Source organism: Pseudomonas paraeruginosa (assembly GCF_003025345.2).
Classification (GTDB): domain Bacteria; phylum Pseudomonadota; class Gammaproteobacteria; order Pseudomonadales; family Pseudomonadaceae; genus Pseudomonas; species Pseudomonas paraeruginosa.
Genome location: NZ_CP020560.1, coordinates 662374 through 684271 on the forward strand (window position 1 = coordinate 662374; position 21898 = coordinate 684271).

A 21898-nucleotide genomic window follows, 5' to 3' on the forward strand; every position below is an offset into this window, starting at 1 on the left:
CGGACGGGGGATTGGACCCCGCCCGTCGCGAGGGGTTGCGTGGTTACTGTTGCTGGTCTTCTTCCAGGGTCTCCGCCGCTGCGGTGGCGGCTTCACTGGCCTCTGCCGCCGCGGCGGAAGCCTGTTCCTCCATCGTGTACGGTTCGCTGGCGCCGCCGTCATAGTTCGCGCGCTCCAGGTAACCCTCGTAGGAGGGCAGGGCGATGGCGGCGATGATAGCGACTATCGGCAACAGGACGATCAGGCTGGCCAGGACTTTCACTCCGGTGCTGTTGGCCGGCGGCGGCGGGCCGTAGCGGTTGGCGCCGTTGCTGCCGGGCAGGACCAGCATCAGGATGCCGAACACGCTGCCGACGAAGGGTACGAAGTTGAGCAGCCAGAGCCAGCCCGACCAGCCGAGGTCGTGCAGGCGCTGCACGCCGATCATCACCGCGATGACGATGAAGGCGATCGAGGCCAGCACGGTGACGGCCACGCCGACGGTTTCGCCGAGCAGGAAGCCCAGGCCCATGATGAGCATGAAGCACAGGGTCATCGCCATCGACCAGCCGAGATAGCGCAGGCGGCCGATCCGCCCGTTGGTGGTGAAGACGTTCAGCTCGCCGTACGCGGGAAGGGCGTCGCCGACCTGGGCGCTGGGCGGGGTATAGGGCGAGGCGGCCGCGGCGGTCGCCGCCGCAGGCGCGGTGTTTTCGCCGAGTTGCGCCTGGCGTGCCAGGTACTTCTCGATGATGATGCCGCAGGCCGCGCACTCCGGCGCGCTGGGCTGTTCATGGCCGCACTTGGGACAGGTCATCGGCGGCAGGTCCTGCGCCGGGGGCTCGTCCGCGGCCGGGGGGTTGTGCTCGGGCGTTTCCACCAGGCTCAGGCTGGCGGCCAGGTCGACCTCCTTGTGGGCGTTGGCGCCGGCCTGGTGCAGGGCGGCCAGGTAGCGATCGGCCTCGGCTTCCGGAAGCTCGCGTTTCAGCACCACCGGGCGACCGCCGAACAGGGCGTCGATCTTGCCCGGTTCGCTCTTGAACAGGCGGGCGAGATTGTCCTTCACGGCCTCGAGCTGTGCGTCGGGCATCAGCTCGCCGGAGAAGACGATCTTGAAGCGTTGGTCGGTCATGCAGGCATCCTTGTCAGCTGGGGTGAGAGAAATGCAGCCGACAGCCTAAATCGGCGGCCCTGGCGCTCACAAGCGCGAGATGAGAAATCCCGCACAAGCCGGGCCGCCTGGCGGGGCGGTTTCAGCGCGGCCAGCGGGTCGCCAGGCGATTCGCCTTCTGCAGGGCGTCGCGGTATTCGTGATCGAGGCGGGCGATCAGTTGGTCGACGGCGGGTAGGTCGTCGATGTTGCCGGCGCCCTGGCCGGCGGACCATACGGTCTTCCAGGCCTTGGCTTCATCGTTCACCGGCTTGAGCTTCTCGCCGTAGTTCATGTCCGCCTTGTCGGTCAGGCGTTTCAGGTCGTAGCCGGCAGCCTCGAGGCTTTGCCGCATGAAGCTCGCCGGGACCCCGGAGACGGCCGGGGTGTGCACGATATCGGCGGCTCGCGCCTCGAGGATCATCTGCTTGTAGGCGTCGGAGGCATTGCTGTCGCGGGTGGCGATGAAGCGTGTGCCGAGGTACGCCAGGTCGGCGCCGAGCATCTGCGCGGCGAGGATCTCATGGCCATGGTTGAGGCAGCCGGCCAGCAGGAGGGTCTTGTCGAAGAACTGGCGGATCTCCGCGACCAGCGCGAACGGACTCCAGGTCCCGGCGTGGCCGCCGGCCCCGGCGGCTACCGCGATCAGCCCGTCGACCCCGGCCTCGGCGGCCTTCTCGGCGTGGCGGCGGGTGGTCACGTCGTGGAATACCAGGCCGCCGTAGCTGTGCACCGCGTCCACCACTTCGCGCACCGCGCCGAGGCTGGTGATGACGATCGGCACCCGCTGCTCGACGCAGATCCGCAGGTCGGCCTGCAGTCGCGGGTTGGTGTTGTGCACGATCAGGTTCACCGCGTAGGGCGCCGGGTTGTCCAGCTCCGCCAGGCCGGCCTCGATCTCTTCCAGCCAGCCCTTGAAGTCGCTGCTCTCGCGCTGGTTGAGCGCCGGAAAGCTGCCGACGATGCCGTTGCGGCAGCAGGCCAGCACCAGTTGCGGGTTGGAAACCAGGAACATCGGCGCGGCCACCATCGGCAGTCGCAGGCGTTGGTCGAGCAGGGCGGGCAAGGACATGTCAGGACTCCAGGGTCAGAAAGGTTTGAGCACCACCAGTAGGACGATCAGCAGCAGGAACAGTACAGGGACTTCGTTGAACCAGCGGTAGAACACATGGCTGCGGCCCGGCTCGCCGCGGGCGAAACGCTTGAGCATGGCGCCGCAGGCGTGGTGGTAGCCGACCAGCAGCAGCACCAGGGTCAGCTTGGCGTGCAGCCAGCCCTGGCTCAGCCAGCCGGGGGTTAGGTAGAGCATCCATAAGCCGAGGACCAGGGTCGCGAGCATGGACGGCATCATGATTCCCCGGTACAGCTTGCGCTCCATGACACAGAAACGCTCCCGGCTGGTCTGGTCCTCGCTCATGGCGTGGTAGACGAACAGGCGTGGCAGGTAGAACAGGCCGGCGAACCAGCAGACCACGGCGATGATATGGAAGGCTTTGAGCCACAGGTACATCAGGACATCCTCTTGATCACGGTGCCCCGATAGTAGAGGGATGGGTGGGAAGCGTCACCCTGGTGGCTTGTCGCTGTCTGATATGGCGGCTGATATGGCCGCATAGCAGGTAGGAGTATTCGGATAGGCCCCTGCGGCGATTTCTGTCCTCCTGCGCTGGGATAGACTCCCGCCCCGAAGGGCCGAACCGGTCGCAAAGCCGGATGCCCAGCGCTGTTCATGCCGGCGCTCGGCTCTTATCATTGACCTCTTTTGGCTAGCTTGCCTCAGCGCGCGGAGTGATGGACAGATGATCAAGGTCGGCATCGTTGGCGGTACGGGTTACACGGGCGTGGAACTGCTGCGCCTGCTGGCGCAGCATCCCCAGGCTCGGGTGGAGGTGATCACCTCGCGCTCCGAGGCGGGGGTGAAGGTCGCCGACATGTACCCGAACCTGCGGGGTCACTACGACGACCTGCAGTTCAGCGTGCCGGACACGCAGCGCCTGGGCGCCTGCGACGTGGTGTTCTTCGCCACGCCGCACGGGGTGGCGCACGCGCTGGCCGGCGAGTTGCTGGATGCCGGGACCCGGGTCATCGACCTTTCCGCCGACTTCCGCCTGGCGGACGCCGAGGAGTGGGCGCGCTGGTATGGCCAGCCGCACGGCGCCCCGGCGCTCCTCGAGGAAGCCGTTTACGGTCTTCCGGAAGTGAACCGCGAGAAGATCCGCCAGGCGCGCCTGATCGCCGTGCCGGGCTGTTACCCCACGGCCACCCAGCTGGGCCTCATCCCGCTGCTGGAGGCCGGTCTGGCCGACGCCTCGCGCCTGATCGCCGACTGCAAGTCCGGCGTGAGCGGCGCGGGCCGTGGCGCCAAGGTCGGCTCGCTGTTCTGCGAGGCAGGCGAAAGCATGATGGCCTATGCGGTCAAGGGCCATCGCCACCTGCCGGAGATCAGCCAGGGGCTGCGCCGGGCCTCGGGCGGCGAGGTCGGCCTGACCTTCGTGCCGCACCTGACGCCGATGATTCGCGGCATTCATGCGACGCTCTATGCGCATGTCGCGGATCGTTCGGTCGACCTTCAGGCGCTGTTCGAGAAACGCTATGCCAACGAGCCTTTCGTCGACGTGATGCCGGCCGGGAGCCATCCCGAGACCCGCAGCGTGCGCGGTGCCAACGTCTGCCGGATCGCCGTGCATCGTCCGCAGGGCGGCGACCTGGTGGTGGTGCTGTCGGTAATCGACAACCTGGTGAAGGGCGCCTCCGGGCAGGCGCTGCAGAACATGAATATCCTGTTCGGGCTGGATGAGCGCCTGGGTCTTTCGCATGCGGCCCTGCTCCCCTGATGTCCGGCTGGGAACTCCGCTTTCGTGATCCGAGACGGGCCTGGCTGGCCCGTCTCGGCATCGGTGCGCTGCTGCTGTCGGTTCCGTTGGCATTTTTCGGCGGCCGCTGGTCGACGGGCGCGGACAACGCCCGCAGCGAGGCTGAGGCACAACGCCAGGAGGCCCTGATCGGCGAGCAGAAAACCGAACTGGAGCGCCTGCGTACCGAGGTCGAGGTGCTTCGCAGTGGCGAGCGCCTGGGGCAGCAGGCCATCGAGCAGAGCCGGCAGACGATCAAGCTGCTCGAGGAGCAGGTGTTCAAGCAGCAGCAGGACATCGCCTTCTACAAGGGCGTGGTCGCACCGGCGAGCAAGACCGATGCGCTGGAAATCCGCGCCTTTGAGGTACAAGGCACGGACAATCCGCTGCGCTTCCGCTATAAGGTGATGCTCAGCCGCCTGGGCAAGGACGAGCGCAAGCTCGACGGGCGGCTGAAAGTCCGCATCAGCGGCAAGCTGGCGCGCAAGGACGCCAGTTACGACCTCGAACAGCTCTCGCCGGAACTGGGCAAGACAGGGCTGTCGATTTCCCTCCGGCATTTCCAGTCGATTCCCGAAGCGGGACGTTTCGCCGAACTGGAGTTGCCGAAGAACTTCATCCCGACGCTGATCGACGTACGCGCAGAGCTGAATGGCCAGTCCAAACCGCTACAGCGCCGTTTCGATTGGCCGAAGCAGTGAGTGACCATTATGTGGAGCAAGAACAAGGGCCGGGCTGACGTCCAGCGTTTCACCGGCCAGACCAGCCTGATCGCCAGCGGTGCCGAACTGGTTGGCGACATGAACCTGAAGGGGGCGGTACAGATCGACGGTGCCGTGCGCGGCGCCCTGCAGGCCCACGAAGGGCTGGTACGGGTCAGCGTTGGAGGCCGGGTGGACGGTGAGATCCGCGCGCCCCACGTGATCATCGATGGCCAGGTGGATGGCGACATCCATGCCATCGAGCGGCTGGAACTGGGGGCTCAGGCGAGGGTGAAGGGCAATCTGCACTATGGCTTGATCGAGACTGCCATGGGCGCCCAGATCGATGGTCGCCTGTGTCCGATGACCGAGGCCAGCCCGCGCCCGCTGGAGCTGCCGGCCAGCGTGGAAACTGTGGATTAGTTGACCATTTTTCTGGGACAAGAGGATAATGGGCGTAATGTTGTAACGCACGGCCTCAAGCCGGGAGATTCGGAAACATGAGCATCGAAACCTTCACCCCTACGCCCCTGCTCTTTACCCCAGGCGCAGCCAACAAGGTGAAGACGTTGATTGACGAAGAGGGTAACCCTCGCCTGAAGCTGCGGGTATTCGTCACCGGCGGCGGTTGTTCGGGCTTCCAGTACGGTTTCACCTTCGATGAAGACATCGCCGACGACGATACGGTGATCGAGCGCGATGGCGTCGGCCTGGTGGTGGATCCGATGAGCTTCCAGTATCTGGCCGGTTCCGAAGTGGACTACCAGGAAGGTCTGGAGGGCTCGCGGTTCGTGATCAAGAACCCGAACGCCGCGACGACCTGCGGTTGCGGGCAGTCGTTCTCGATCTGATCCGGCCGGAGGCCTGAAGAACGCCGCGCAACCGCGCGGCGTTTTCTTTTCAGGCGGGATAGAGCGCGCCGAGGACCCTCGGCCCCGCAGCGCCTGTGACGTCCGGGCAATTGCCGGGCAGGCGCTCGAGGAAGCGATGGGCGAGCCAGGCGAATGCCATGCCCTCCATCCAGGCGGGGGAATGCCGTATGCGTCGGTACTGGCGATCCGTGCCGCGGGCATCAGCGCGGCGAGACGTGCCATCAGCGCCGCATTGAAGGCGCCACCGCCGCATACCAGCACTTCCTCGCACTCCGGCTGGGCGTCCAGCAGCGACTCGCTGATGCTGCGGGCGCTTAGTTCCAGCAAGGTCGCCTGGACGTCCTCGGCGGGAAGGATGGGATGGTCGGCCAGACGTTCCTGCAGCCAGGCCAGATTGAAACGTTCCCGCCCGGTGCTCTTGGGCCCCCGGGTGGCGAAGAACTCGTCCGCCAGCAGGGTTGCCAGCAGATCGTCGTTCACCCGCCCGCTGGCGGCCCAGGCACCGTCGCGGTCGAAATGCTCGCCGCGCCGGAAGTGGATCCAGGCGTCCATGAGGACATTGCCCGGTCCGCAGTCGAAACCGCGCACCGGTTTTCCGGGAGCGAGCAGCGAAACGTTACTGAAGCCGCCGATGTTCAGGATCGCCCTGGCCTTGCCTGATTCCCCGAACAGCGCCTGGTGGAAGGCTGGCACCAGCGGCGCGCCCTGGCCGCCGGCGGCGACGTCGCGGCGGCGGAAGTCGGCGATGACATCGATGCCGGTCAGTTCCGCCAGCAGGGCGGGATTGCCGATCTGCACGGTGAAGTGCCGGGCGGGTTCATGGCGAATGGTCTGCCCGTGGCTGCCGATGGCGCGGACCTCGCCAGGAGCCAGTCGCTGCTGTCGCAGCAGTTCGCCGACACCATGTGCCGCCAGGCTGACCCAGCGCCGCTCGACATCGGCGGCCCGGGCGATCTCGTCAGGACCCGGTGCGCAGAGCGCGAGGATGTCCTCGCGCAGGTCGGCGGGCATGGGCAGGTAGTGGGAAGCGAGCAAGGTGGTGCGATCACCTTGCTCGATCAGGACGATGTCCATCCCGTCCATGCTGGTGCCGGACATCAGCCCCAGGTAGCGAGGCATGATCAACGCTGCTTGTTCAGGGCCAGGAGGGTTTTCTTTTCCTGGTCCATGCGCGCGATCATTGGCTGGGTCTGCGCCATGAAGCGCTTGCGATCGGCGCCGCCGAGCGGGTCGGCCATGGGCAGCTTCGCGCTCAGCGGATCGACGTGGCGACCGTTGATCTGGAACTCGTAGTGCAGGTGCGGGCCGGTCGCCAGACCGGTCATGCCTACGTAGCCGATGATCTGCCCCTGTTTCACGCTGGTGCCGGAACGGATGCCCTTGGCGAAGCGGCTCATGTGCCCATAGATGGTGCGATAGCGCTGGCCATGCTGGATGACCACGGCGTTGCCGTATCCGCCCTTGCGTCCGGCCTGGAGGATCTTGCCGTCGCCGGTCGCCTTGATCGGCGTACCGATGGGCGCGGCGTAATCGACGCCCTTGTGCGCGCGGATCTTGTTCAGGATCGGATGCCGGCGGCCGAGGGAGAAACGCGAGCTGATGCGAGCGAAATCCACCGGGGTGCGGATGAACGCCTTGCGCATGCTCGAGCCGTCGGCACGGTAGTAGCTGGTGTTGCCCTGCTTGTTGGTATAGCGCACCGCCGTGTAGGTCTTGCCGCGGTTGACGAAGCGGGCGGCGAGGATGTTGCCGGTGGCCACCTGCTTGCCATTGACCTTGTGCTGTTCGTAGATCACATCGAACTCGTCGCCTTCGCGCAGGTCGAGGGCGAAGTCGATGTCGTAGCCGAAGATGTTCGACAGCGAGGTGACCAGGTTGTAGGGGAGACCGGCGTTGCGCCCGGCTACGAACAGCGAGCTGGTGATGCGGCCGTGGGCGTAGGCGGTGTGCAGGTCGATCTGGGCTTTCTCGCGCTTGAAGGCATAACCCTTGGCGGTCTTGTCCAGGCCGATGGTCTCCAGCTCGCTCTGCTTGACCCGCAGGGCTTGCAGCTCGCCGTTGGGGTCGAGCTTGAGCTTGACCTCCTGGCCGACCTTGAGATGGGTGAAGCGCTTGGCGTCCTTGCTGCTGGCGAGCATATCGTGCATGGCGCTGGTCGACAGGCCGGCCTTGGCGAATACGGTCGACAGGGTGTCGCCACTGGCGACGGTGACGGTCTTCCACTCGGGGACGACGGGCTTTGCGGCGGAGACCGGCGTGTCCGAGTTTTGCTCGGCGCCTTCCGCCTGGGCGAAAGGAGTGCCTTCGTCGCTGGAATTGGTGACCGATTGCGGCAGGAGATCGTCTTTCTCCTGAAGGATGCGGTCGGTGTTGCTTTCAAGCTCCAGATTGAGCGTGGTCCTCTTGGCCTCGACTTCGCTCGAGGGGAACACCAGTAGTGCCAAACTGAGGAGCGCTGCAACACCGCTGGCGGCCAACAAGTGGCTTTTCGGGTAATACGGCGGCGCTTTCTGATCGGATTGCGTCATGGCGTGATTGGTGTTTTTGGATTGTGAATAAATAACTGCCTAAAATATAACCAAAATCTCCTTGAATCAAGCCAAAAGTCGCGTCTGGCCTGGCCCCGTCCCCCTGGCGGTCGGCAAAATTTGTTTTTAGTCTGCGATCTTGTATGGTTGGTTCCCTTTCGATTTTGGCAATTGGGCAGAACCTGTAAATGAAGTCGGTTGAAGAGCAGCTGGCACTGATCCAGCGCGGTGCAGACGAGATCCTGGTAGAGGCGGAACTGGTGGCCAAGCTGAAGCGTGGCCAGCCCTTGCGGATCAAGGCCGGCTTCGACCCGACCGCTCCCGATCTGCATCTGGGTCATACCGTGCTTATTAATAAGCTGCGGCAGTTCCAAGATCTGGGGCATCAGGTGATCTTCCTGATTGGCGACTTCACTGGGATGATCGGTGACCCGAGCGGGAAAAGTGTTACCCGTCCTCCCTTGACGCGCGACCAGGTTCTGGAGAATGCGGAGACGTACAAGTCCCAGGTCTTCAAGATCCTGGACCCGTCCAGGACCGAGGTGGCCTTCAATTCCACGTGGATGGACCAGCTGACGCCGGCTGATTTCATTCGTCTCGCCTCCCAGTACACCGTTGCGCGGATGTTGGAGCGTGATGACTTCAGCAAACGCTATGCCAGCAACCAGCCCATCGCGATTCACGAGTTCCTCTATCCGCTCGTCCAGGGTTACGACTCGGTCGCGCTGAAGGCGGACGTCGAACTGGGTGGTACCGATCAGAAGTTCAACCTGCTCATGGGGCGTGAGTTGCAGCGTGCCTATGGCCAGGAGGCCCAGGTGATCCTGACCATGCCGTTGCTGGAAGGGCTGGACGGCGTGAAGAAGATGTCCAAGTCCCTGGGCAACTACATCGGTATCCAGGAAGCGCCGGGCGTCATGTACAGCAAGCTGGTCTCTATCCCGGATACCTTGATGTGGCGCTACTTCGAGCTGCTCAGCTTCCGTTCCATGGATGAGATCGAAGGCTTTCGCAAGGATGTCGAGGCGGGCGCAAATCCGCGCGACATCAAGATCAAGCTGGCCGAAGAGATCGTCGCTCGCTTCCATGGCGAAGAGGCTGCGGCGAGTGCTCACAAGTCGGCGGGTAACCGTTTGAAAGATGGCGAGCTGCCGGAGGATCTGCCGGAGATCGAGCTGTCGGCCGCCGAGGATATGCCTGTGGCATCCGTCCTTAACAAGGCGGGGCTGGTGAAGAATGCCGCCGCGGCGCGCGATCTGCTGGGGGCAGGTGGTGTCAGGGTGGATGGCGAGGTGGTCGATCGCTCCTTCGTGTTGGCCCTTGGGGAGACGCGTGTGTTCCAGGCCGGCAAGAAGGCATTCGCGCGTATCACCCTGACGGTCGAGTAATTCTTTCGAAATAAGTGTTGACGGCAGTTTTTATCTCCCTATAATGCGCACCACTCCCGGCGACGACGAAGAGTAAATGCTTGAAAATCAAGGATTTACGGATTCTCTCCCAGGGGTGGTGAAGCGCTCCGGCAGGTTGTCCGACGCAGCGGTTCGGTCCCGGAAGGGATTCGGAACGAAGCTTCGCCGAGGTGCTTGACAGCGAGTTTGAACGCTGTAGAATGCGCCTCCCGCTGATCGGAAGATGGTTTGAAGGTCGGCGCAAGCGGTTGAGTAGAAAAGAAAATTTTCGAAAATAACGCTTGACGGAACGAGAGGTTGCTGTAGAATGCGCGGCCTCGGTTGAGACGAAAGCCTTGACCAACTGCTCTTTAACAAGTCGAATCAAGCAATTCGTGTGGGTGCTTGTGATGTAAGACTGGTGATCGCAAGATTATCAGCAACACAAGTAACTCTGTGAATTCACAAGAGTTAATTGCGATTGCTGAGCCAAGTTTAGGGTTTTCTCAAAACCCAAGCAGTATTGAACTGAAGAGTTTGATCATGGCTCAGATTGAACGCTGGCGGCAGGCCTAACACATGCAAGTCGAGCGGATGAAGGGAGCTTGCTCCTGGATTCAGCGGCGGACGGGTGAGTAATGCCTAGGAATCTGCCTGGTAGTGGGGGATAACGTCCGGAAACGGGCGCTAATACCGCATACGTCCTGAGGGAGAAAGTGGGGGATCTTCGGACCTCACGCTATCAGATGAGCCTAGGTCGGATTAGCTAGTTGGTGGGGTAAAGGCCTACCAAGGCGACGATCCGTAACTGGTCTGAGAGGATGATCAGTCACACTGGAACTGAGACACGGTCCAGACTCCTACGGGAGGCAGCAGTGGGGAATATTGGACAATGGGCGAAAGCCTGATCCAGCCATGCCGCGTGTGTGAAGAAGGTCTTCGGATTGTAAAGCACTTTAAGTTGGGAGGAAGGGCAGTAAGTTAATACCTTGCTGTTTTGACGTTACCAACAGAATAAGCACCGGCTAACTTCGTGCCAGCAGCCGCGGTAATACGAAGGGTGCAAGCGTTAATCGGAATTACTGGGCGTAAAGCGCGCGTAGGTGGTTCAGCAAGTTGGATGTGAAATCCCCGGGCTCAACCTGGGAACTGCATCCAAAACTACTGAGCTAGAGTACGGTAGAGGGTGGTGGAATTTCCTGTGTAGCGGTGAAATGCGTAGATATAGGAAGGAACACCAGTGGCGAAGGCGACCACCTGGACTGATACTGACACTGAGGTGCGAAAGCGTGGGGAGCAAACAGGATTAGATACCCTGGTAGTCCACGCCGTAAACGATGTCGACTAGCCGTTGGGATCCTTGAGATCTTAGTGGCGCAGCTAACGCGATAAGTCGACCGCCTGGGGAGTACGGCCGCAAGGTTAAAACTCAAATGAATTGACGGGGGCCCGCACAAGCGGTGGAGCATGTGGTTTAATTCGAAGCAACGCGAAGAACCTTACCTGGCCTTGACATGCTGAGAACTTTCCAGAGATGGATTGGTGCCTTCGGGAACTCAGACACAGGTGCTGCATGGCTGTCGTCAGCTCGTGTCGTGAGATGTTGGGTTAAGTCCCGTAACGAGCGCAACCCTTGTCCTTAGTTACCAGCACCTCGGGTGGGCACTCTAAGGAGACTGCCGGTGACAAACCGGAGGAAGGTGGGGATGACGTCAAGTCATCATGGCCCTTACGGCCAGGGCTACACACGTGCTACAATGGTCGGTACAAAGGGTTGCCAAGCCGCGAGGTGGAGCTAATCCCATAAAACCGATCGTAGTCCGGATCGCAGTCTGCAACTCGACTGCGTGAAGTCGGAATCGCTAGTAATCGTGAATCAGAATGTCACGGTGAATACGTTCCCGGGCCTTGTACACACCGCCCGTCACACCATGGGAGTGGGTTGCTCCAGAAGTAGCTAGTCTAACCGCAAGGGGGACGGTTACCACGGAGTGATTCATGACTGGGGTGAAGTCGTAACAAGGTAGCCGTAGGGGAACCTGCGGCTGGATCACCTCCTTAATCGAAGATCCCAGCTTCTTCATAAGCTCCCACACGAATTGCTTGATTCACTGGTTAGACGATTGGGTCTGTAGCTCAGTTGGTTAGAGCGCACCCCTGATAAGGGTGAGGTCGGCAGTTCGAATCTGCCCAGACCCACCAATTGTTGGTGTGCTGCGTGATCCGATACGGGGCCATAGCTCAGCTGGGAGAGCGCCTGCTTTGCACGCAGGAGGTCAGGAGTTCGATCCTCCTTGGCTCCACCATCTAAACAATCGTCGAAAGCTCAGAAATGAATGTTCGTGGATGAACATTGATTTCTGGTCTTTGCACCAGAACTGTTCTTTAAAAATTCGGGTATGTGATAGAAGTAAGACTGAATGATCTCTTTCACTGGTGATCATTCAAGTCAAGGTAAAATTTGCGAGTTCAAGCGCGAATTTTCGGCGAATGTCGTCTTCACAGTATAACCAGATTGCTTGGGGTTATATGGTCAAGTGAAGAAGCGCATACGGTGGATGCCTTGGCAGTCAGAGGCGATGAAAGACGTGGTAGCCTGCGATAAGCTTCGGGGAGTCGGCAAACAGACTTTGATCCGGAGATCTCTGAATGGGGGAACCCACCTAGGATAACCTAGGTATCTTGTACTGAATCCATAGGTGCAAGAGGCGAACCAGGGGAACTGAAACATCTAAGTACCCTGAGGAAAAGAAATCAACCGAGATTCCCTTAGTAGTGGCGAGCGAACGGGGACTAGCCCTTAAGCTTCATTGATTTTAGCGGAACGCTCTGGAAAGTGCGGCCATAGTGGGTGATAGCCCTGTACGCGAAAGGATCTTTGAAGTGAAATCGAGTAGGACGGAGCACGAGAAACTTTGTCTGAACATGGGGGACCATCCTCCAAGGCTAAATACTACTGACTGACCGATAGTGAACCAGTACCGTGAGGGAAAGGCGAAAAGAACCCCGGAGAGGGGAGTGAAATAGAACCTGAAACCGTATGCGTACAAGCAGTGGGAGCCTACTTGTTAGGTGACTGCGTACCTTTTGTATAATGGGTCAGCGACTTATATTCAGTGGCGAGCTTAACCGAATAGGGTAGGCGTAGCGAAAGCGAGTCTTAATAGGGCGTTTAGTCGCTGGGTATAGACCCGAAACCGGGCGATCTATCCATGAGCAGGTTGAAGGTTAGGTAACACTGACTGGAGGACCGAACCCACTCCCGTTGAAAAGGTAGGGGATGACTTGTGGATCGGAGTGAAAGGCTAATCAAGCTCGGAGATAGCTGGTTCTCCTCGAAAGCTATTTAGGTAGCGCCTCATGTATCACTCTGGGGGGTAGAGCACTGTTTCGGCTAGGGGGTCATCCCGACTTACCAAACCGATGCAAACTCCGAATACCCAGAAGTGCCGAGCATGGGAGACACACGGCGGGTGCTAACGTCCGTCGTGAAAAGGGAAACAACCCAGACCGCCAGCTAAGGTCCCAAAGTTGTGGTTAAGTGGTAAACGATGTGGGAAGGCTTAGACAGCTAGGAGGTTGGCTTAGAAGCAGCCATCCTTTAAAGAAAGCGTAATAGCTCACTAGTCGAGTCGGCCTGCGCGGAAGATGTAACGGGGCTCAAACCACACACCGAAGCTGCGGGTGTCACGTAAGTGACGCGGTAGAGGAGCGTTCTGTAAGCCTGTGAAGGTGAGTTGAGAAGCTTGCTGGAGGTATCAGAAGTGCGAATGCTGACATGAGTAACGACAATGGGTGTGAAAAACACCCACGCCGAAAGACCAAGGGTTCCTGCGCAACGTTAATCGACGCAGGGTTAGTCGGTTCCTAAGGCGAGGCTGAAAAGCGTAGTCGATGGGAAACAGGTTAATATTCCTGTACTTCTGGTTACTGCGATGGAGGGACGGAGAAGGCTAGGCCAGCTTGGCGTTGGTTGTCCAAGTTTAAGGTGGTAGGCTGAAATCTTAGGTAAATCCGGGGTTTCAAGGCCGAGAGCTGATGACGAGTCGTCTTTTAGATGACGAAGTGGTTGATGCCATGCTTCCAAGAAAAGCTTCTAAGCTTCAGGTAACCAGGAACCGTACCCCAAACCGACACAGGTGGTCGGGTAGAGAATACCAAGGCGCTTGAGAGAACTCGGGTGAAGGAACTAGGCAAAATGGCACCGTAACTTCGGGAGAAGGTGCGCCGGCTAGGGTGAAGGATTTACTCCGTAAGCTCTGGCTGGTCGAAGATACCAGGCCGCTGCGACTGTTTATTAAAAACACAGCACTCTGCAAACACGAAAGTGGACGTATAGGGTGTGACGCCTGCCCGGTGCCGGAAGGTTAATTGATGGGGTTAGCGCAAGCGAAGCTCTTGATCGAAGCCCCGGTAAACGGCGGCCGTAACTATAACGGTCCTAAGGTAGCGAAATTCCTTGTCGGGTAAGTTCCGACCTGCACGAATGGCGTAACGATGGCGGCGCTGTCTCCACCCGAGACTCAGTGAAATTGAAATCGCTGTGAAGATGCAGTGTATCCGCGGCTAGACGGAAAGACCCCGTGAACCTTTACTGTAGCTTTGCACTGGACTTTGAGCCTGCTTGTGTAGGATAGGTGGGAGGCTTTGAAGCGTGGACGCCAGTTCGCGTGGAGCCATCCTTGAAATACCACCCTGGCATGCTTGAGGTTCTAACTCTGGTCCGTGATCCGGATCGAGGACAGTGTATGGTGGGCAGTTTGACTGGGGCGGTCTCCTCCTAAAGAGTAACGGAGGAGTACGAAGGTGCGCTCAGACCGGTCGGAAATCGGTCGCAGAGTATAAAGGCAAAAGCGCGCTTGACTGCGAGACAGACACGTCGAGCAGGTACGAAAGTAGGTCTTAGTGATCCGGTGGTTCTGTATGGAAGGGCCATCGCTCAACGGATAAAAGGTACTCCGGGGATAACAGGCTGATACCGCCCAAGAGTTCATATCGACGGCGGTGTTTGGCACCTCGATGTCGGCTCATCACATCCTGGGGCTGAAGCCGGTCCCAAGGGTATGGCTGTTCGCCATTTAAAGTGGTACGCGAGCTGGGTTTAGAACGTCGTGAGACAGTTCGGTCCCTATCTGCCGTGGACGTTTGAGATTTGAGAGGGGCTGCTCCTAGTACGAGAGGACCGGAGTGGACGAACCTCTGGTGTTCCGGTTGTCACGCCAGTGGCATTGCCGGGTAGCTATGTTCGGAAAAGATAACCGCTGAAAGCATCTAAGCGGGAAACTTGCCTCAAGATGAGATCTCACTGGGAACTTGATTCCCCTGAAGGGCCGTCGAAGACTACGACGTTGATAGGCTGGGTGTGTAAGCGTTGTGAGGCGTTGAGCTAACCAGTACTAATTGCCCGTGAGGCTTGACCATATAACACCCAAACAATCTGACGATTGTGTGTTGTAAGGTGAAGTCGACGAACCGAAAGTTCGCATGAACCGCAAACACCTTGAAATCACATACCTGAATCCGGATAGACGTAAGCACAAGCAAACGGATATCCAACCGAATTGCTTGACGATCATAGAGCGTTGGAACCACCTGATCCCTTCCCGAACTCAGAAGTGAAACGACGCATCGCCGATGGTAGTGTGGGGTCTCCCCATGTGAGAGTAGGTCATCGTCAAGCTCCTATCCCAAAACCCCTGGCCAGCAATGGCCGGGGGTTTTGCTTTGGCGCGCGGAAAAGTCTGCCAGAATCCGTCCAAATGGCCGCGTTATGACAGGGCTTTTCGTAGGCAAAGCGCAAGTGCCTCTATATGATGCGTGCCTGGCTAGTGTGGGGCGTCTATGCAGACCTTGCTGAAAATACTTCAAGACGGGCGATTTCACTCCGGAGAGGAGCTGGGGGCCGTGCTGGGCATCAGCCGTAGCGCGGTCTGGAAACGCCTGCAGCATCTGGAGGCCGAACATGGCCTGCAGTTCCACAAGGTGCGTGGACGGGGCTACCGCCTGGCAAGCCCCATCAGCCTCCTGGATCCGCAACGAATCGAGGGGTTCTGGCCCGTCGAGATTCTTTCCGCCATCGACTCGACCAACAGCGAGGCCATGCGCAGGCTGGCGGCAGGTGCTTCGACGCCTTTCGTCCTCGTCGCCGAGCAGCAGACGGCCGGCCGAGGGCGGCGTGGCCGCGTCTGGATCAGTCCCTATGGAGAGAACCTCTATTATTCTCTGGCCGTTACCGTCAGGGGTGGGGCCCGGGAGCTCGAAGGGCTGAGCCTGGTCGTCGGCCTGGCGGTGCTCAAGGTGCTGGATCTGCTGCAGGTCTCCAAGGCAGGTTTGAAGTGGCCGAACGACCTCCTGCAGGATGGTCGGAAAATCGCCGGAATACTGCTGGAACTCAGTGGGGATCCGGCGGACCTGTGCCAGGTCGTCATCGGCATCGGCATCAACGTCAATATGAAGGTTGCCACCGATATCGACCAGCCATGGACATCCTTGCGCGAGGCGCTGGGTGGGTTGGTGGATCGTTCGCACCTGCTTTCCGTGCTCAATCAGCAACTGGCGTGGTACCTGGACAGGCATTCGCGTGAGGGCTTCGCGGCGAGTCGCGAGGAATGGGAGGCGCGCAATCTCTGGCAAGGTGCCCTCGTCAGCCTGTCGACTTCCTCGACGTCCATCGAGGGTCGGGTGTTGGGCGTCGACGCTCGAGGTGCGTTGCGCCTCGAGGTGGGAGGAGTGGAGCAGAGCTTCAGTGGGGGAGAGCTAAGTTTGAGGTTGCGCAATGATTCTTGAGCTCGACTGTGGAAACTCGCTGATCAAGTGGCGGGTCATCGATGGGGGCGGCGGACGCTCGGTCGCGGGTGGGTTGGCGGACTCCGACGAAGCCCTCGTCGAACAGCTTTCCCTGCGCCGGGACCTGCCGGTTCGTGCCTGTCGCCTGGTGAGCGTGCGCAGCGAGCAGGAAACCTCCCAGCTGATCGCTCGGCTGGAGCGGCTGTTTCCGGTTTCCGTCCTCGTTGCCGCGCCGGGACGGCAACTGGCCGGTGTGCGCAATGGTTATCTCGACTACCAGCGCTTGGGACTGGATCGCTGGCTCGCCCTGGTCGCCGGCCATCACCTGGCGCAGAAGGCCTGCCTGGTCATCGACCTGGGCACGGCGGTGACGTCCGACCTGGTCGCGGCGAATGGCACCCACCTGGGCGGCTATATATGCCCGGGCATGTCGCTGATGAGAAGCCAGCTACGTACCCATACGCGGCGGATTCGCTACGACGATACCGAGGCCCGCCGGGCGATGGGTAGTCTCCATCCCGGGCAGGCAACTGCCGAGGCGGTGGAGCGTGGCTGTCTGCTCATGCTCAGGGGGTTCGTTCGCGAGCAATACGCCATGGCCTGCGAGTTGCTAGGCGCGGACTGTGAAATCTTCCTGACGGGAGGCGATGCCGAGTTGGTTCGCGACGAGTTGGCTCGGGCCCGGATCATCCCCGACCTGGTGTTCGTGGGGCTGGCTCTTGCCTGTCCGATAGAATGAGGGATCTATGCGCTGGTTTTTCCTGTTTCTCCTGGCCCTGAACGTTTTCTATTACGTATGGCATCAACAGCAGTCTCCGCTTCGGGCCAAGGAAATCGCCCCGCTGGGGCTCTATAAGGACGGGCAGAAGAACATTCTGCTCCTGGCCGAAAGCGACCTTGCCGGCAAGGCGCACACGGAACGGACGCAGGTGCCGACGATGCCTCCCGCGCAAGCTGAAACACCGGCTGGCTCCGAGTCAGCCTGCCTGTATCTGGGAGGCGGCGGGGCGGAGGCGGACGCTCGGCGACTCCAGCAGCGCCTGTTGGGGTTGGATATCGAGGCTGAGGTCGAGGCCCGCGGTGAAATGAGCGTCGACTATTGGGTCTATCTTCCTCCCCTGGCTTCGCGGGAGGCGGCTCTGCGGCAGTTGAAAGAACTCCAGGCGCGCAATATCGACAGCTATCTGATCGGTGAGGGCGCGCTGGCGAACGGCGTTTCCCTGGGAATGTTTTCCGCCCGGGACTCGGCCGAAAGCGCGCAGGCGCGGCTCAAGACAGCCGGCTACGAGGCGGAGCTGAAGGAGTTGCCGCGCGGGCAGCGCGATTTCTGGGTGCGGGTGGCGCCCGCCAGCCGACGCCTGGTGGACGAGCAGTTGCTCCAGGAGCTGGCCCGGGACTTCAAGGGGCTGCAACATCAAATAATGTCGTGCAAAGGTGTTGCATCCCCCTGATGCATTGCATAGAATGGCGCCCGCTTCGCAGGGGGAAGGCTGAAAGACTCCGACTACGAAGTTGCTGTTGAAACCTAAGTTCAGGTTTTTTAAGAGAAAACTCTTGACAGCAAGGTGGCAGACGTAGAGAATGCCGCCCACCAGTTTGGAGGGATTCCCGAGTGGCCAAAGGGATCAGACTGTAAATCTGACGTCATAGACTTCGAAGGTTCGAATCCTTCTCCCTCCACCAGTTTAAAAGCGTGAGCTTCGGGCTCCGCGGGTATAGTTCAGTGGTAGAACCTCAGCCTTCCAAGCTGATGATGCGGGTTCGATTCCCGCTACCCGCTCCAGTCAAGTCGCTTGTGTTTTGCTCATGTAGCTCAGTTGGTAGAGCACACCCTTGGTAAGGGTGAGGTCAGCGGTTCAAATCCGCTCATGAGCTCCATTTATCCAAGGGCAGATATGAAAATATCTGCCCTTGTTCTAATGGTAGCGTGATCCGCTCAATTCCTTGAAGGGGATGGTCTCCATGGCTAAAGAAAAATTTGAACGGAACAAGCCGCACGTCAACGTCGGCACCATCGGTCACGTTGACCATGGCAAGACCACTCTGACCGCTGCACTGACCAAGGTCTGCTCCGATACCTGGGGTGGTTCCGCTCGTGCCTTCGATCAGATCGACAACGCGCCGGAAGAAAAGGCCCGCGGTATCACCATCAACACCTCGCACGTTGAGTACGATTCCGCTGTTCGTCACTACGCTCACGTTGACTGCCCCGGTCACGCCGACTACGTGAAGAACATGATCACCGGTGCTGCCCAGATGGACGGCGCGATCCTGGTTTGCTCGGCTGCCGACGGCCCCATGCCGCAGACCCGCGAGCACATCCTGCTGTCCCGCCAGGTAGGCGTTCCCTACATCGTCGTGTTCCTGAACAAGGCCGACATGGTTGACGACGCCGAGCTGCTGGAACTGGTCGAGATGGAAGTTCGCGACCTGCTGAACACCTACGACTTCCCGGGCGACGACACCCCGATCATCATCGGCTCCGCGCTGATGGCGCTGGAAGGCAAGGACGACAACGGCATCGGCGTAAGCGCCGTGCAGAAGCTGGTAGAGACCCTGGACTCCTACATTCCGGAGCCGGTTCGTGCCATCGACCAGCCGTTCCTGATGCCGATCGAAGACGTGTTCTCGATCTCCGGCCGCGGTACCGTGGTAACCGGTCGTGTGGAGCGCGGCATCATCAAGGTCCAGGAAGAAGTGGAAATCGTCGGCATCAAGGCGACCACCAAGACCACCTGCACCGGTGTCGAAATGTTCCGCAAGCTGCTCGACGAAGGTCGTGCTGGCGAGAACGTCGGTATCCTGCTGCGCGGCACCAAGCGTGAAGACGTAGAGCGTGGCCAGGTTCTGGCCAAGCCGGGCACCATCAAGCCGCACACCAAGTTCGAGTGCGAAGTGTACGTGCTGTCCAAGGAAGAAGGTGGTCGTCACACCCCGTTCTTCAAGGGCTACCGTCCGCAGTTCTACTTCCGTACCACTGACGTGACCGGTAACTGCGAACTGCCGGAAGGCGTAGAGATGGTAATGCCGGGCGACAACATCAAGATGGTTGTCACCCTGATCGCTCCGATCGCCATGGAAGATGGCCTGCGCTTCGCGATCCGCGAAGGTGGCCGTACCGTTGGCGCCGGCGTGGTTGCCAAGATCATCGAATAATATCGGTTGATCTTCCCTCCTCAGGCCGGCATAATGGCCGGCCTGATTTTGCTTCAGGCCAGTAGCTCAATTGGCAGAGCGGCGGTCTCCAAAACCGCAGGTTGGGGGTTCGATTCCCTCCTGGCCTGCCAGATTTCAAAAGTAAATCTGGCTTTTCTTCACGAGATTCCTAACAGATGAATGCCAAGGCAGAAGCCAAAGAATCACGTTTTGATCTCTTGAAATGGCTCTTGGTTGCCGTTCTGGTTGTGGTTGCCGTCGTAGGTAACCAGTACTTTTCGGCTCAACCAATCCTGTATCGCGTTCTCGGTATTCTCGTTCTGGCGGTGATCGCTGCCTTCCTGGCGTTGCAAACGGCCAAGGGGCAGGCCTTCTTTAGTCTTGCTAAGGAAGCGCGAGTCGAGATTCGCAAGGTCGTATGGCCGAGTCGTCAAGAAACAACTCAGACCACGCTGATCGTGGTCGCGGTAGTGCTGGTGATGGCGCTGCTGCTGTGGGGGCTCGATTCCCTGCTGGGTTGGTTGGTTTCCATGATTGTAGGTTAAGGGTGCGCCGTGGCTAAGCGTTGGTACGTTGTGCATGCATACTCGGGTTACGAGAAGCATGTCATGCGCTCGCTGATCGAGCGTGTCAAGCTTGCTGGCATGGAAGAAGAGTTCGGCGAGATTCTGGTTCCCACCGAAGAAGTGGTGGAGATGCGGAACGGCCAGAAGCGCAAGAGTGAGCGCAAATTCTTCCCTGGCTATGTGCTGGTTCAGATGGAGATGAACGAAGGCACCTGGCACCTGGTGAAGGACACTCCGCGTGTCATGGGCTTCATCGGTGGAACCGCCGACAAGCCTGCTCCGATCACCGATCGGGAGGCCGATGCCATTCTGCGTCGCGTCGCCGATAGCGGTGACAAGCCCAAGCCGAAGACCCTGTTCGAGCCGGGCGAGACCGTTCGTGTCATCGATGGTCCGTTCGCCGACTTCAATGGTGTCGTCGAAGAAGTCAACTACGAGAAGAGCCGGATCCAAGTGGCCGTGCTCATCTTTGGCCGCTCTACTCCGGTAGAGCTGGAGTTCAGTCAGGTCGAAAAGGTCTAGCTGAAAACGCATCCCTCACCCCGCAGCCCAAGGCTGCGGGGTTTTGTCGTCACTGGGATAAACGCGAAAGCAACCGGGGAGCCTTCAGGCGCTTGTACCCGAATTTGGAGTAGCAAATGGCTAAGAAAATCCAGGCTTATATCAAGCTGCAAGTAAAGGCCGGCCAGGCCAACCCGTCGCCGCCGGTCGGCCCTGCCCTGGGTCAGCACGGCGTGAACATCATGGAGTTCTGCAAGGCGTTCAACGCCAAGACCCAAGGCCAAGAGCCGGGTCTGCCGACTCCTGTGATCATCACCGTTTACAGCGACCGTAGCTTCACCTTCGAAACCAAGAGCACCCCGGCTGCCGTCCTGCTGAAAAAAGCAGCTGGCATCACCAGCGGCTCCGCTCGTCCGAACTCCCAGAAGGTCGGCACCGTTACCCGTGCCCAGCTGGAAGAGATCGCCAAGACCAAGCAGGCTGACCTGACCGCTGCTGATCTGGACGCTGCTGTACGTACCATCGCTGGCTCCGCGCGCAGCATGGGCCTGAACGTGGAGGGTGTGTAATGGCTAAGCTGACCAAGCGCCAGAAGGCGATTGCCGAGAAAGTAGTTGCCGGCAAGCAGTACAGCTTCGAAGAGGCCGCCAAGCTGCTGGCCGAGCTGTCCACCATCAAGTTCAAGGAGTCCGTGGACGTTGCCGTCAACCTCGGCGTCGATCCGCGTAAATCCGACCAGGTCGTTCGTGGTGCCACCGTTCTGCCGAACGGCACCGGCAAGAGCGTCCGCGTTGCCGTCTTCACCCAGGGTCCGGCCGCTGAAGCCGCTCTGGCTGCCGGCGCCGACAAGGTGGGCATGGACGAACTGGCTGCCGAAATGAAAGGTGGCGACCTGAACTACGACGTCGTCATCGCCTCCCCGGACGCAATGCGTGTCGTTGGTCAGCTGGGCCAGATCCTCGGCCCGCGCGGTCTGATGCCGAACCCGAAAGTCGGTACCGTGACCCCGGACGTCGCCACCGCGGTGAAGAATGCCAAGGCTGGTCAGGTACGTTTCCGTACCGACAAGAACGGCATCATCCACAGCTCCGTTGGCAAGGTCGATTTCGAGCCGGCCAAGCTGCAGCAGAACGTCGAAGCTCTGCTGGCGGACCTGAAGCGCCTGAAGCCGTCCTCGTCGAAAGGCGTGTACGTCAAGCGCGTGACCCTGAGCACCACCATGGGTCCGGGCCTGCAGATCGACCTGGCTTCCCTGGAAGCCTAAGTGACATCGTGCAGCGGGTTCTGCCCGCTGCACAGGTATTGGGGTCCCTGCCTGGCGGGGGCTATCCAAGACCGTAGGTGGCGCGAGCCTTAAACCACAAGCCTACGCAGATGGTGCTCCCGATTCGGTTACCGAATCAGACACCAAAACGACGT

At 60.0% G+C, this 21898-nt stretch carries 17 protein-coding genes, 6 tRNA genes, 3 rRNA genes and 1 pseudogene; 22 read left to right on the forward strand and 5 right to left on the reverse strand.

Annotation, left to right across the window (positions count from 1 at the left end):
• Positions 1–43: 43 nt before the first annotated feature.
• The 3 genes from B7D75_RS03240 to hemJ all read right to left on the reverse strand — a co-directional run bounded on the left by B7D75_RS03240 (position 44) and on the right by hemJ (position 2639).
• Complete coding sequence (locus B7D75_RS03240; RefSeq protein ID WP_034079712.1) at positions 44–1111, reverse strand: DUF805 domain-containing protein; 1068 nt, start codon at positions 1109–1111, stop codon at positions 44–46.
• Between the two features lie 121 nt (positions 1112–1232).
• Complete coding sequence (locus B7D75_RS03245; RefSeq protein WP_107113736.1) at positions 1233–2201, reverse strand: NAD(P)H-dependent flavin oxidoreductase; 969 nt, start codon at positions 2199–2201, stop codon at positions 1233–1235.
• Between the two features lie 15 nt (positions 2202–2216).
• Positions 2217–2639 (reverse strand): protoporphyrinogen oxidase HemJ, encoded by a 423-nt coding sequence (gene hemJ / locus B7D75_RS03250; RefSeq protein ID WP_074197374.1) that lies wholly within the window; start codon positions 2637–2639, stop codon positions 2217–2219.
• 289 nt (positions 2640–2928) lie between these two features.
• Here hemJ and argC point away from each other — a divergent pair, with 289 nt between their 5' ends.
• The 4 genes from argC (at position 2929) to erpA (ending at position 5533) form a co-directional block, all read left to right on the forward strand.
• Positions 2929–3963, forward strand: a complete 1035-nt coding sequence (gene argC / locus B7D75_RS03255) for an N-acetyl-gamma-glutamyl-phosphate reductase (protein ID WP_053813324.1) — start codon at positions 2929–2931, stop codon at positions 3961–3963.
• Positions 3963–4682: a DUF6776 family protein gene (locus tag B7D75_RS03260; RefSeq protein WP_034079715.1), complete on the forward strand. Its 720-nt coding sequence runs from the start codon at positions 3963–3965 to the stop codon at positions 4680–4682. Before argC ends, B7D75_RS03260 begins: the two co-directional genes overlap by 1 nt.
• Positions 4683–5105 (forward strand): bactofilin family protein, encoded by a 423-nt coding sequence (locus tag B7D75_RS03265; RefSeq protein WP_074197375.1) that lies wholly within the window; start codon positions 4683–4685, stop codon positions 5103–5105.
• Positions 5106–5182: 77 nt separating this feature from the next.
• Positions 5183–5533: an iron-sulfur cluster insertion protein ErpA gene (gene erpA / locus B7D75_RS03270; RefSeq protein WP_003085254.1), complete on the forward strand. Its 351-nt coding sequence runs from the start codon at positions 5183–5185 to the stop codon at positions 5531–5533.
• A gap of 49 nt (positions 5534–5582) precedes the next feature.
• Here the strand turns inward: erpA and B7D75_RS03275 are convergent.
• Positions 5583–6673: pseudogene (locus B7D75_RS03275) on the reverse strand (anhydro-N-acetylmuramic acid kinase).
• Positions 6674–6675: 2 nt separating this feature from the next.
• Complete coding sequence (locus B7D75_RS03280) at positions 6676–8082, reverse strand: peptidoglycan DD-metalloendopeptidase family protein (protein ID WP_058174659.1); 1407 nt, start codon at positions 8080–8082, stop codon at positions 6676–6678.
• Positions 8083–8270: 188 nt separating this feature from the next.
• Here B7D75_RS03280 and tyrS point away from each other — a divergent pair, with 188 nt between their 5' ends.
• The 18 genes from tyrS to rplA all read left to right on the forward strand — a co-directional run bounded on the left by tyrS (position 8271) and on the right by rplA (position 21743).
• Positions 8271–9470 (forward strand): tyrosine--tRNA ligase, encoded by a 1200-nt coding sequence (tyrS, locus tag B7D75_RS03285; protein WP_107113737.1) that lies wholly within the window; start codon positions 8271–8273, stop codon positions 9468–9470.
• A gap of 525 nt (positions 9471–9995) precedes the next feature.
• A 16S ribosomal RNA gene (locus B7D75_RS03290) occupies positions 9996–11531 on the forward strand.
• Positions 11532–11595: 64 nt separating this feature from the next.
• Positions 11596–11672: transfer RNA gene (locus B7D75_RS03295), tRNA-Ile, on the forward strand.
• A 28-nt stretch (positions 11673–11700) separates the two neighbouring features.
• Positions 11701–11776: transfer RNA gene (locus tag B7D75_RS03300), tRNA-Ala, on the forward strand.
• A 225-nt stretch (positions 11777–12001) separates the two neighbouring features.
• Positions 12002–14891, forward strand: a 23S ribosomal RNA gene (locus B7D75_RS03305).
• A gap of 143 nt (positions 14892–15034) precedes the next feature.
• Positions 15035–15150 (forward strand): 5S ribosomal RNA (gene rrf / locus B7D75_RS03310).
• Together the 16S, 23S and 5S rRNA genes with 2 tRNA genes alongside form the textbook arrangement of a ribosomal RNA operon.
• Before the next feature lie 161 nt (positions 15151–15311).
• Positions 15312–16256 carry a bifunctional biotin--[acetyl-CoA-carboxylase] ligase/biotin operon repressor BirA gene (gene birA, locus B7D75_RS03315; RefSeq protein ID WP_003157426.1) on the forward strand — a complete coding sequence of 315 codons (945 nt, stop codon included), beginning with the start codon at positions 15312–15314 and terminating at the stop codon, positions 16254–16256.
• A complete protein-coding gene (locus B7D75_RS03320) occupies positions 16246–16995 on the forward strand; it encodes a pantothenate kinase (protein WP_043104537.1) in 750 nt (249 codons plus the stop codon). The genes birA and B7D75_RS03320 overlap by 11 nt, the downstream gene beginning before the upstream one ends.
• 7 nt (positions 16996–17002) lie before the next feature.
• A complete protein-coding gene (locus B7D75_RS03325) occupies positions 17003–17707 on the forward strand; it encodes an SPOR domain-containing protein (RefSeq protein ID WP_003157424.1) in 705 nt (234 codons plus the stop codon).
• 147 nt (positions 17708–17854) lie between these two features.
• A tRNA-Tyr gene (locus B7D75_RS03330) sits at positions 17855–17939 on the forward strand.
• A 26-nt stretch (positions 17940–17965) separates the two neighbouring features.
• Positions 17966–18039 (forward strand) — tRNA-Gly (locus B7D75_RS03335).
• A gap of 19 nt (positions 18040–18058) precedes the next feature.
• A tRNA-Thr gene (locus tag B7D75_RS03340) sits at positions 18059–18134 on the forward strand.
• Between the two features lie 84 nt (positions 18135–18218).
• Positions 18219–19412, forward strand: a complete 1194-nt coding sequence (gene tuf / locus B7D75_RS03345) for an elongation factor Tu (protein ID WP_003115146.1) — start codon at positions 18219–18221, stop codon at positions 19410–19412.
• Between the two features lie 55 nt (positions 19413–19467).
• A tRNA-Trp gene (locus B7D75_RS03350) sits at positions 19468–19543 on the forward strand.
• A gap of 45 nt (positions 19544–19588) precedes the next feature.
• Positions 19589–19957, forward strand: coding sequence for a preprotein translocase subunit SecE (gene secE, locus B7D75_RS03355; RefSeq protein WP_003108030.1), 369 nt, complete (start codon positions 19589–19591; stop codon positions 19955–19957).
• A 9-nt stretch (positions 19958–19966) separates the two neighbouring features.
• Entirely contained in the window at positions 19967–20500 is a 534-nt protein-coding gene (gene nusG / locus B7D75_RS03360) for a transcription termination/antitermination protein NusG (protein WP_003108028.1), read from the forward strand.
• Positions 20501–20616: 116 nt separating this feature from the next.
• Positions 20617–21048, forward strand: a complete 432-nt coding sequence (rplK, locus tag B7D75_RS03365) for a 50S ribosomal protein L11 (RefSeq protein ID WP_003093751.1) — start codon at positions 20617–20619, stop codon at positions 21046–21048.
• Positions 21048–21743: a 50S ribosomal protein L1 gene (rplA, locus tag B7D75_RS03370; protein ID WP_003093749.1), complete on the forward strand. Its 696-nt coding sequence runs from the start codon at positions 21048–21050 to the stop codon at positions 21741–21743. The genes rplK and rplA overlap by 1 nt, the downstream gene beginning before the upstream one ends.
• Positions 21744–21898 lie beyond the last annotated feature (155 nt).

Coding starts and splice junctions, on each gene's coding strand:
- rplK (WP_003093751.1), top strand. CDS start 20,617: ATGGCTAAGAAAATCCAGGCTTATATCAAGCTGCAAGTAAAGGCCGGC.
- hemJ (WP_074197374.1), bottom strand. CDS start 2,639: ATGTACCTGTGGCTCAAAGCCTTCCATATCATCGCCGTGGTCTGCTGG.
- secE (WP_003108030.1), top strand. CDS start 19,589: ATGAATGCCAAGGCAGAAGCCAAAGAATCACGTTTTGATCTCTTGAAA.
- rplA (WP_003093749.1), top strand. CDS start 21,048: ATGGCTAAGCTGACCAAGCGCCAGAAGGCGATTGCCGAGAAAGTAGTT.
- B7D75_RS03260 (WP_034079715.1), top strand. CDS start 3,963: ATGTCCGGCTGGGAACTCCGCTTTCGTGATCCGAGACGGGCCTGGCTG.
- argC (WP_053813324.1), top strand. CDS start 2,929: ATGATCAAGGTCGGCATCGTTGGCGGTACGGGTTACACGGGCGTGGAA.
- B7D75_RS03245 (WP_107113736.1), bottom strand. CDS start 2,201: ATGTCCTTGCCCGCCCTGCTCGACCAACGCCTGCGACTGCCGATGGTG.
- tuf (WP_003115146.1), top strand. CDS start 18,219: ATGGCTAAAGAAAAATTTGAACGGAACAAGCCGCACGTCAACGTCGGC.
- B7D75_RS03320 (WP_043104537.1), top strand. CDS start 16,246: ATGATTCTTGAGCTCGACTGTGGAAACTCGCTGATCAAGTGGCGGGTC.
- erpA (WP_003085254.1), top strand. CDS start 5,183: ATGAGCATCGAAACCTTCACCCCTACGCCCCTGCTCTTTACCCCAGGC.
- birA (WP_003157426.1), top strand. CDS start 15,312: ATGCAGACCTTGCTGAAAATACTTCAAGACGGGCGATTTCACTCCGGA.
- B7D75_RS03240 (WP_034079712.1), bottom strand. CDS start 1,111: ATGACCGACCAACGCTTCAAGATCGTCTTCTCCGGCGAGCTGATGCCC.
- B7D75_RS03280 (WP_058174659.1), bottom strand. CDS start 8,082: ATGACGCAATCCGATCAGAAAGCGCCGCCGTATTACCCGAAAAGCCAC.
- B7D75_RS03325 (WP_003157424.1), top strand. CDS start 17,003: ATGCGCTGGTTTTTCCTGTTTCTCCTGGCCCTGAACGTTTTCTATTAC.
- tyrS (WP_107113737.1), top strand. CDS start 8,271: ATGAAGTCGGTTGAAGAGCAGCTGGCACTGATCCAGCGCGGTGCAGAC.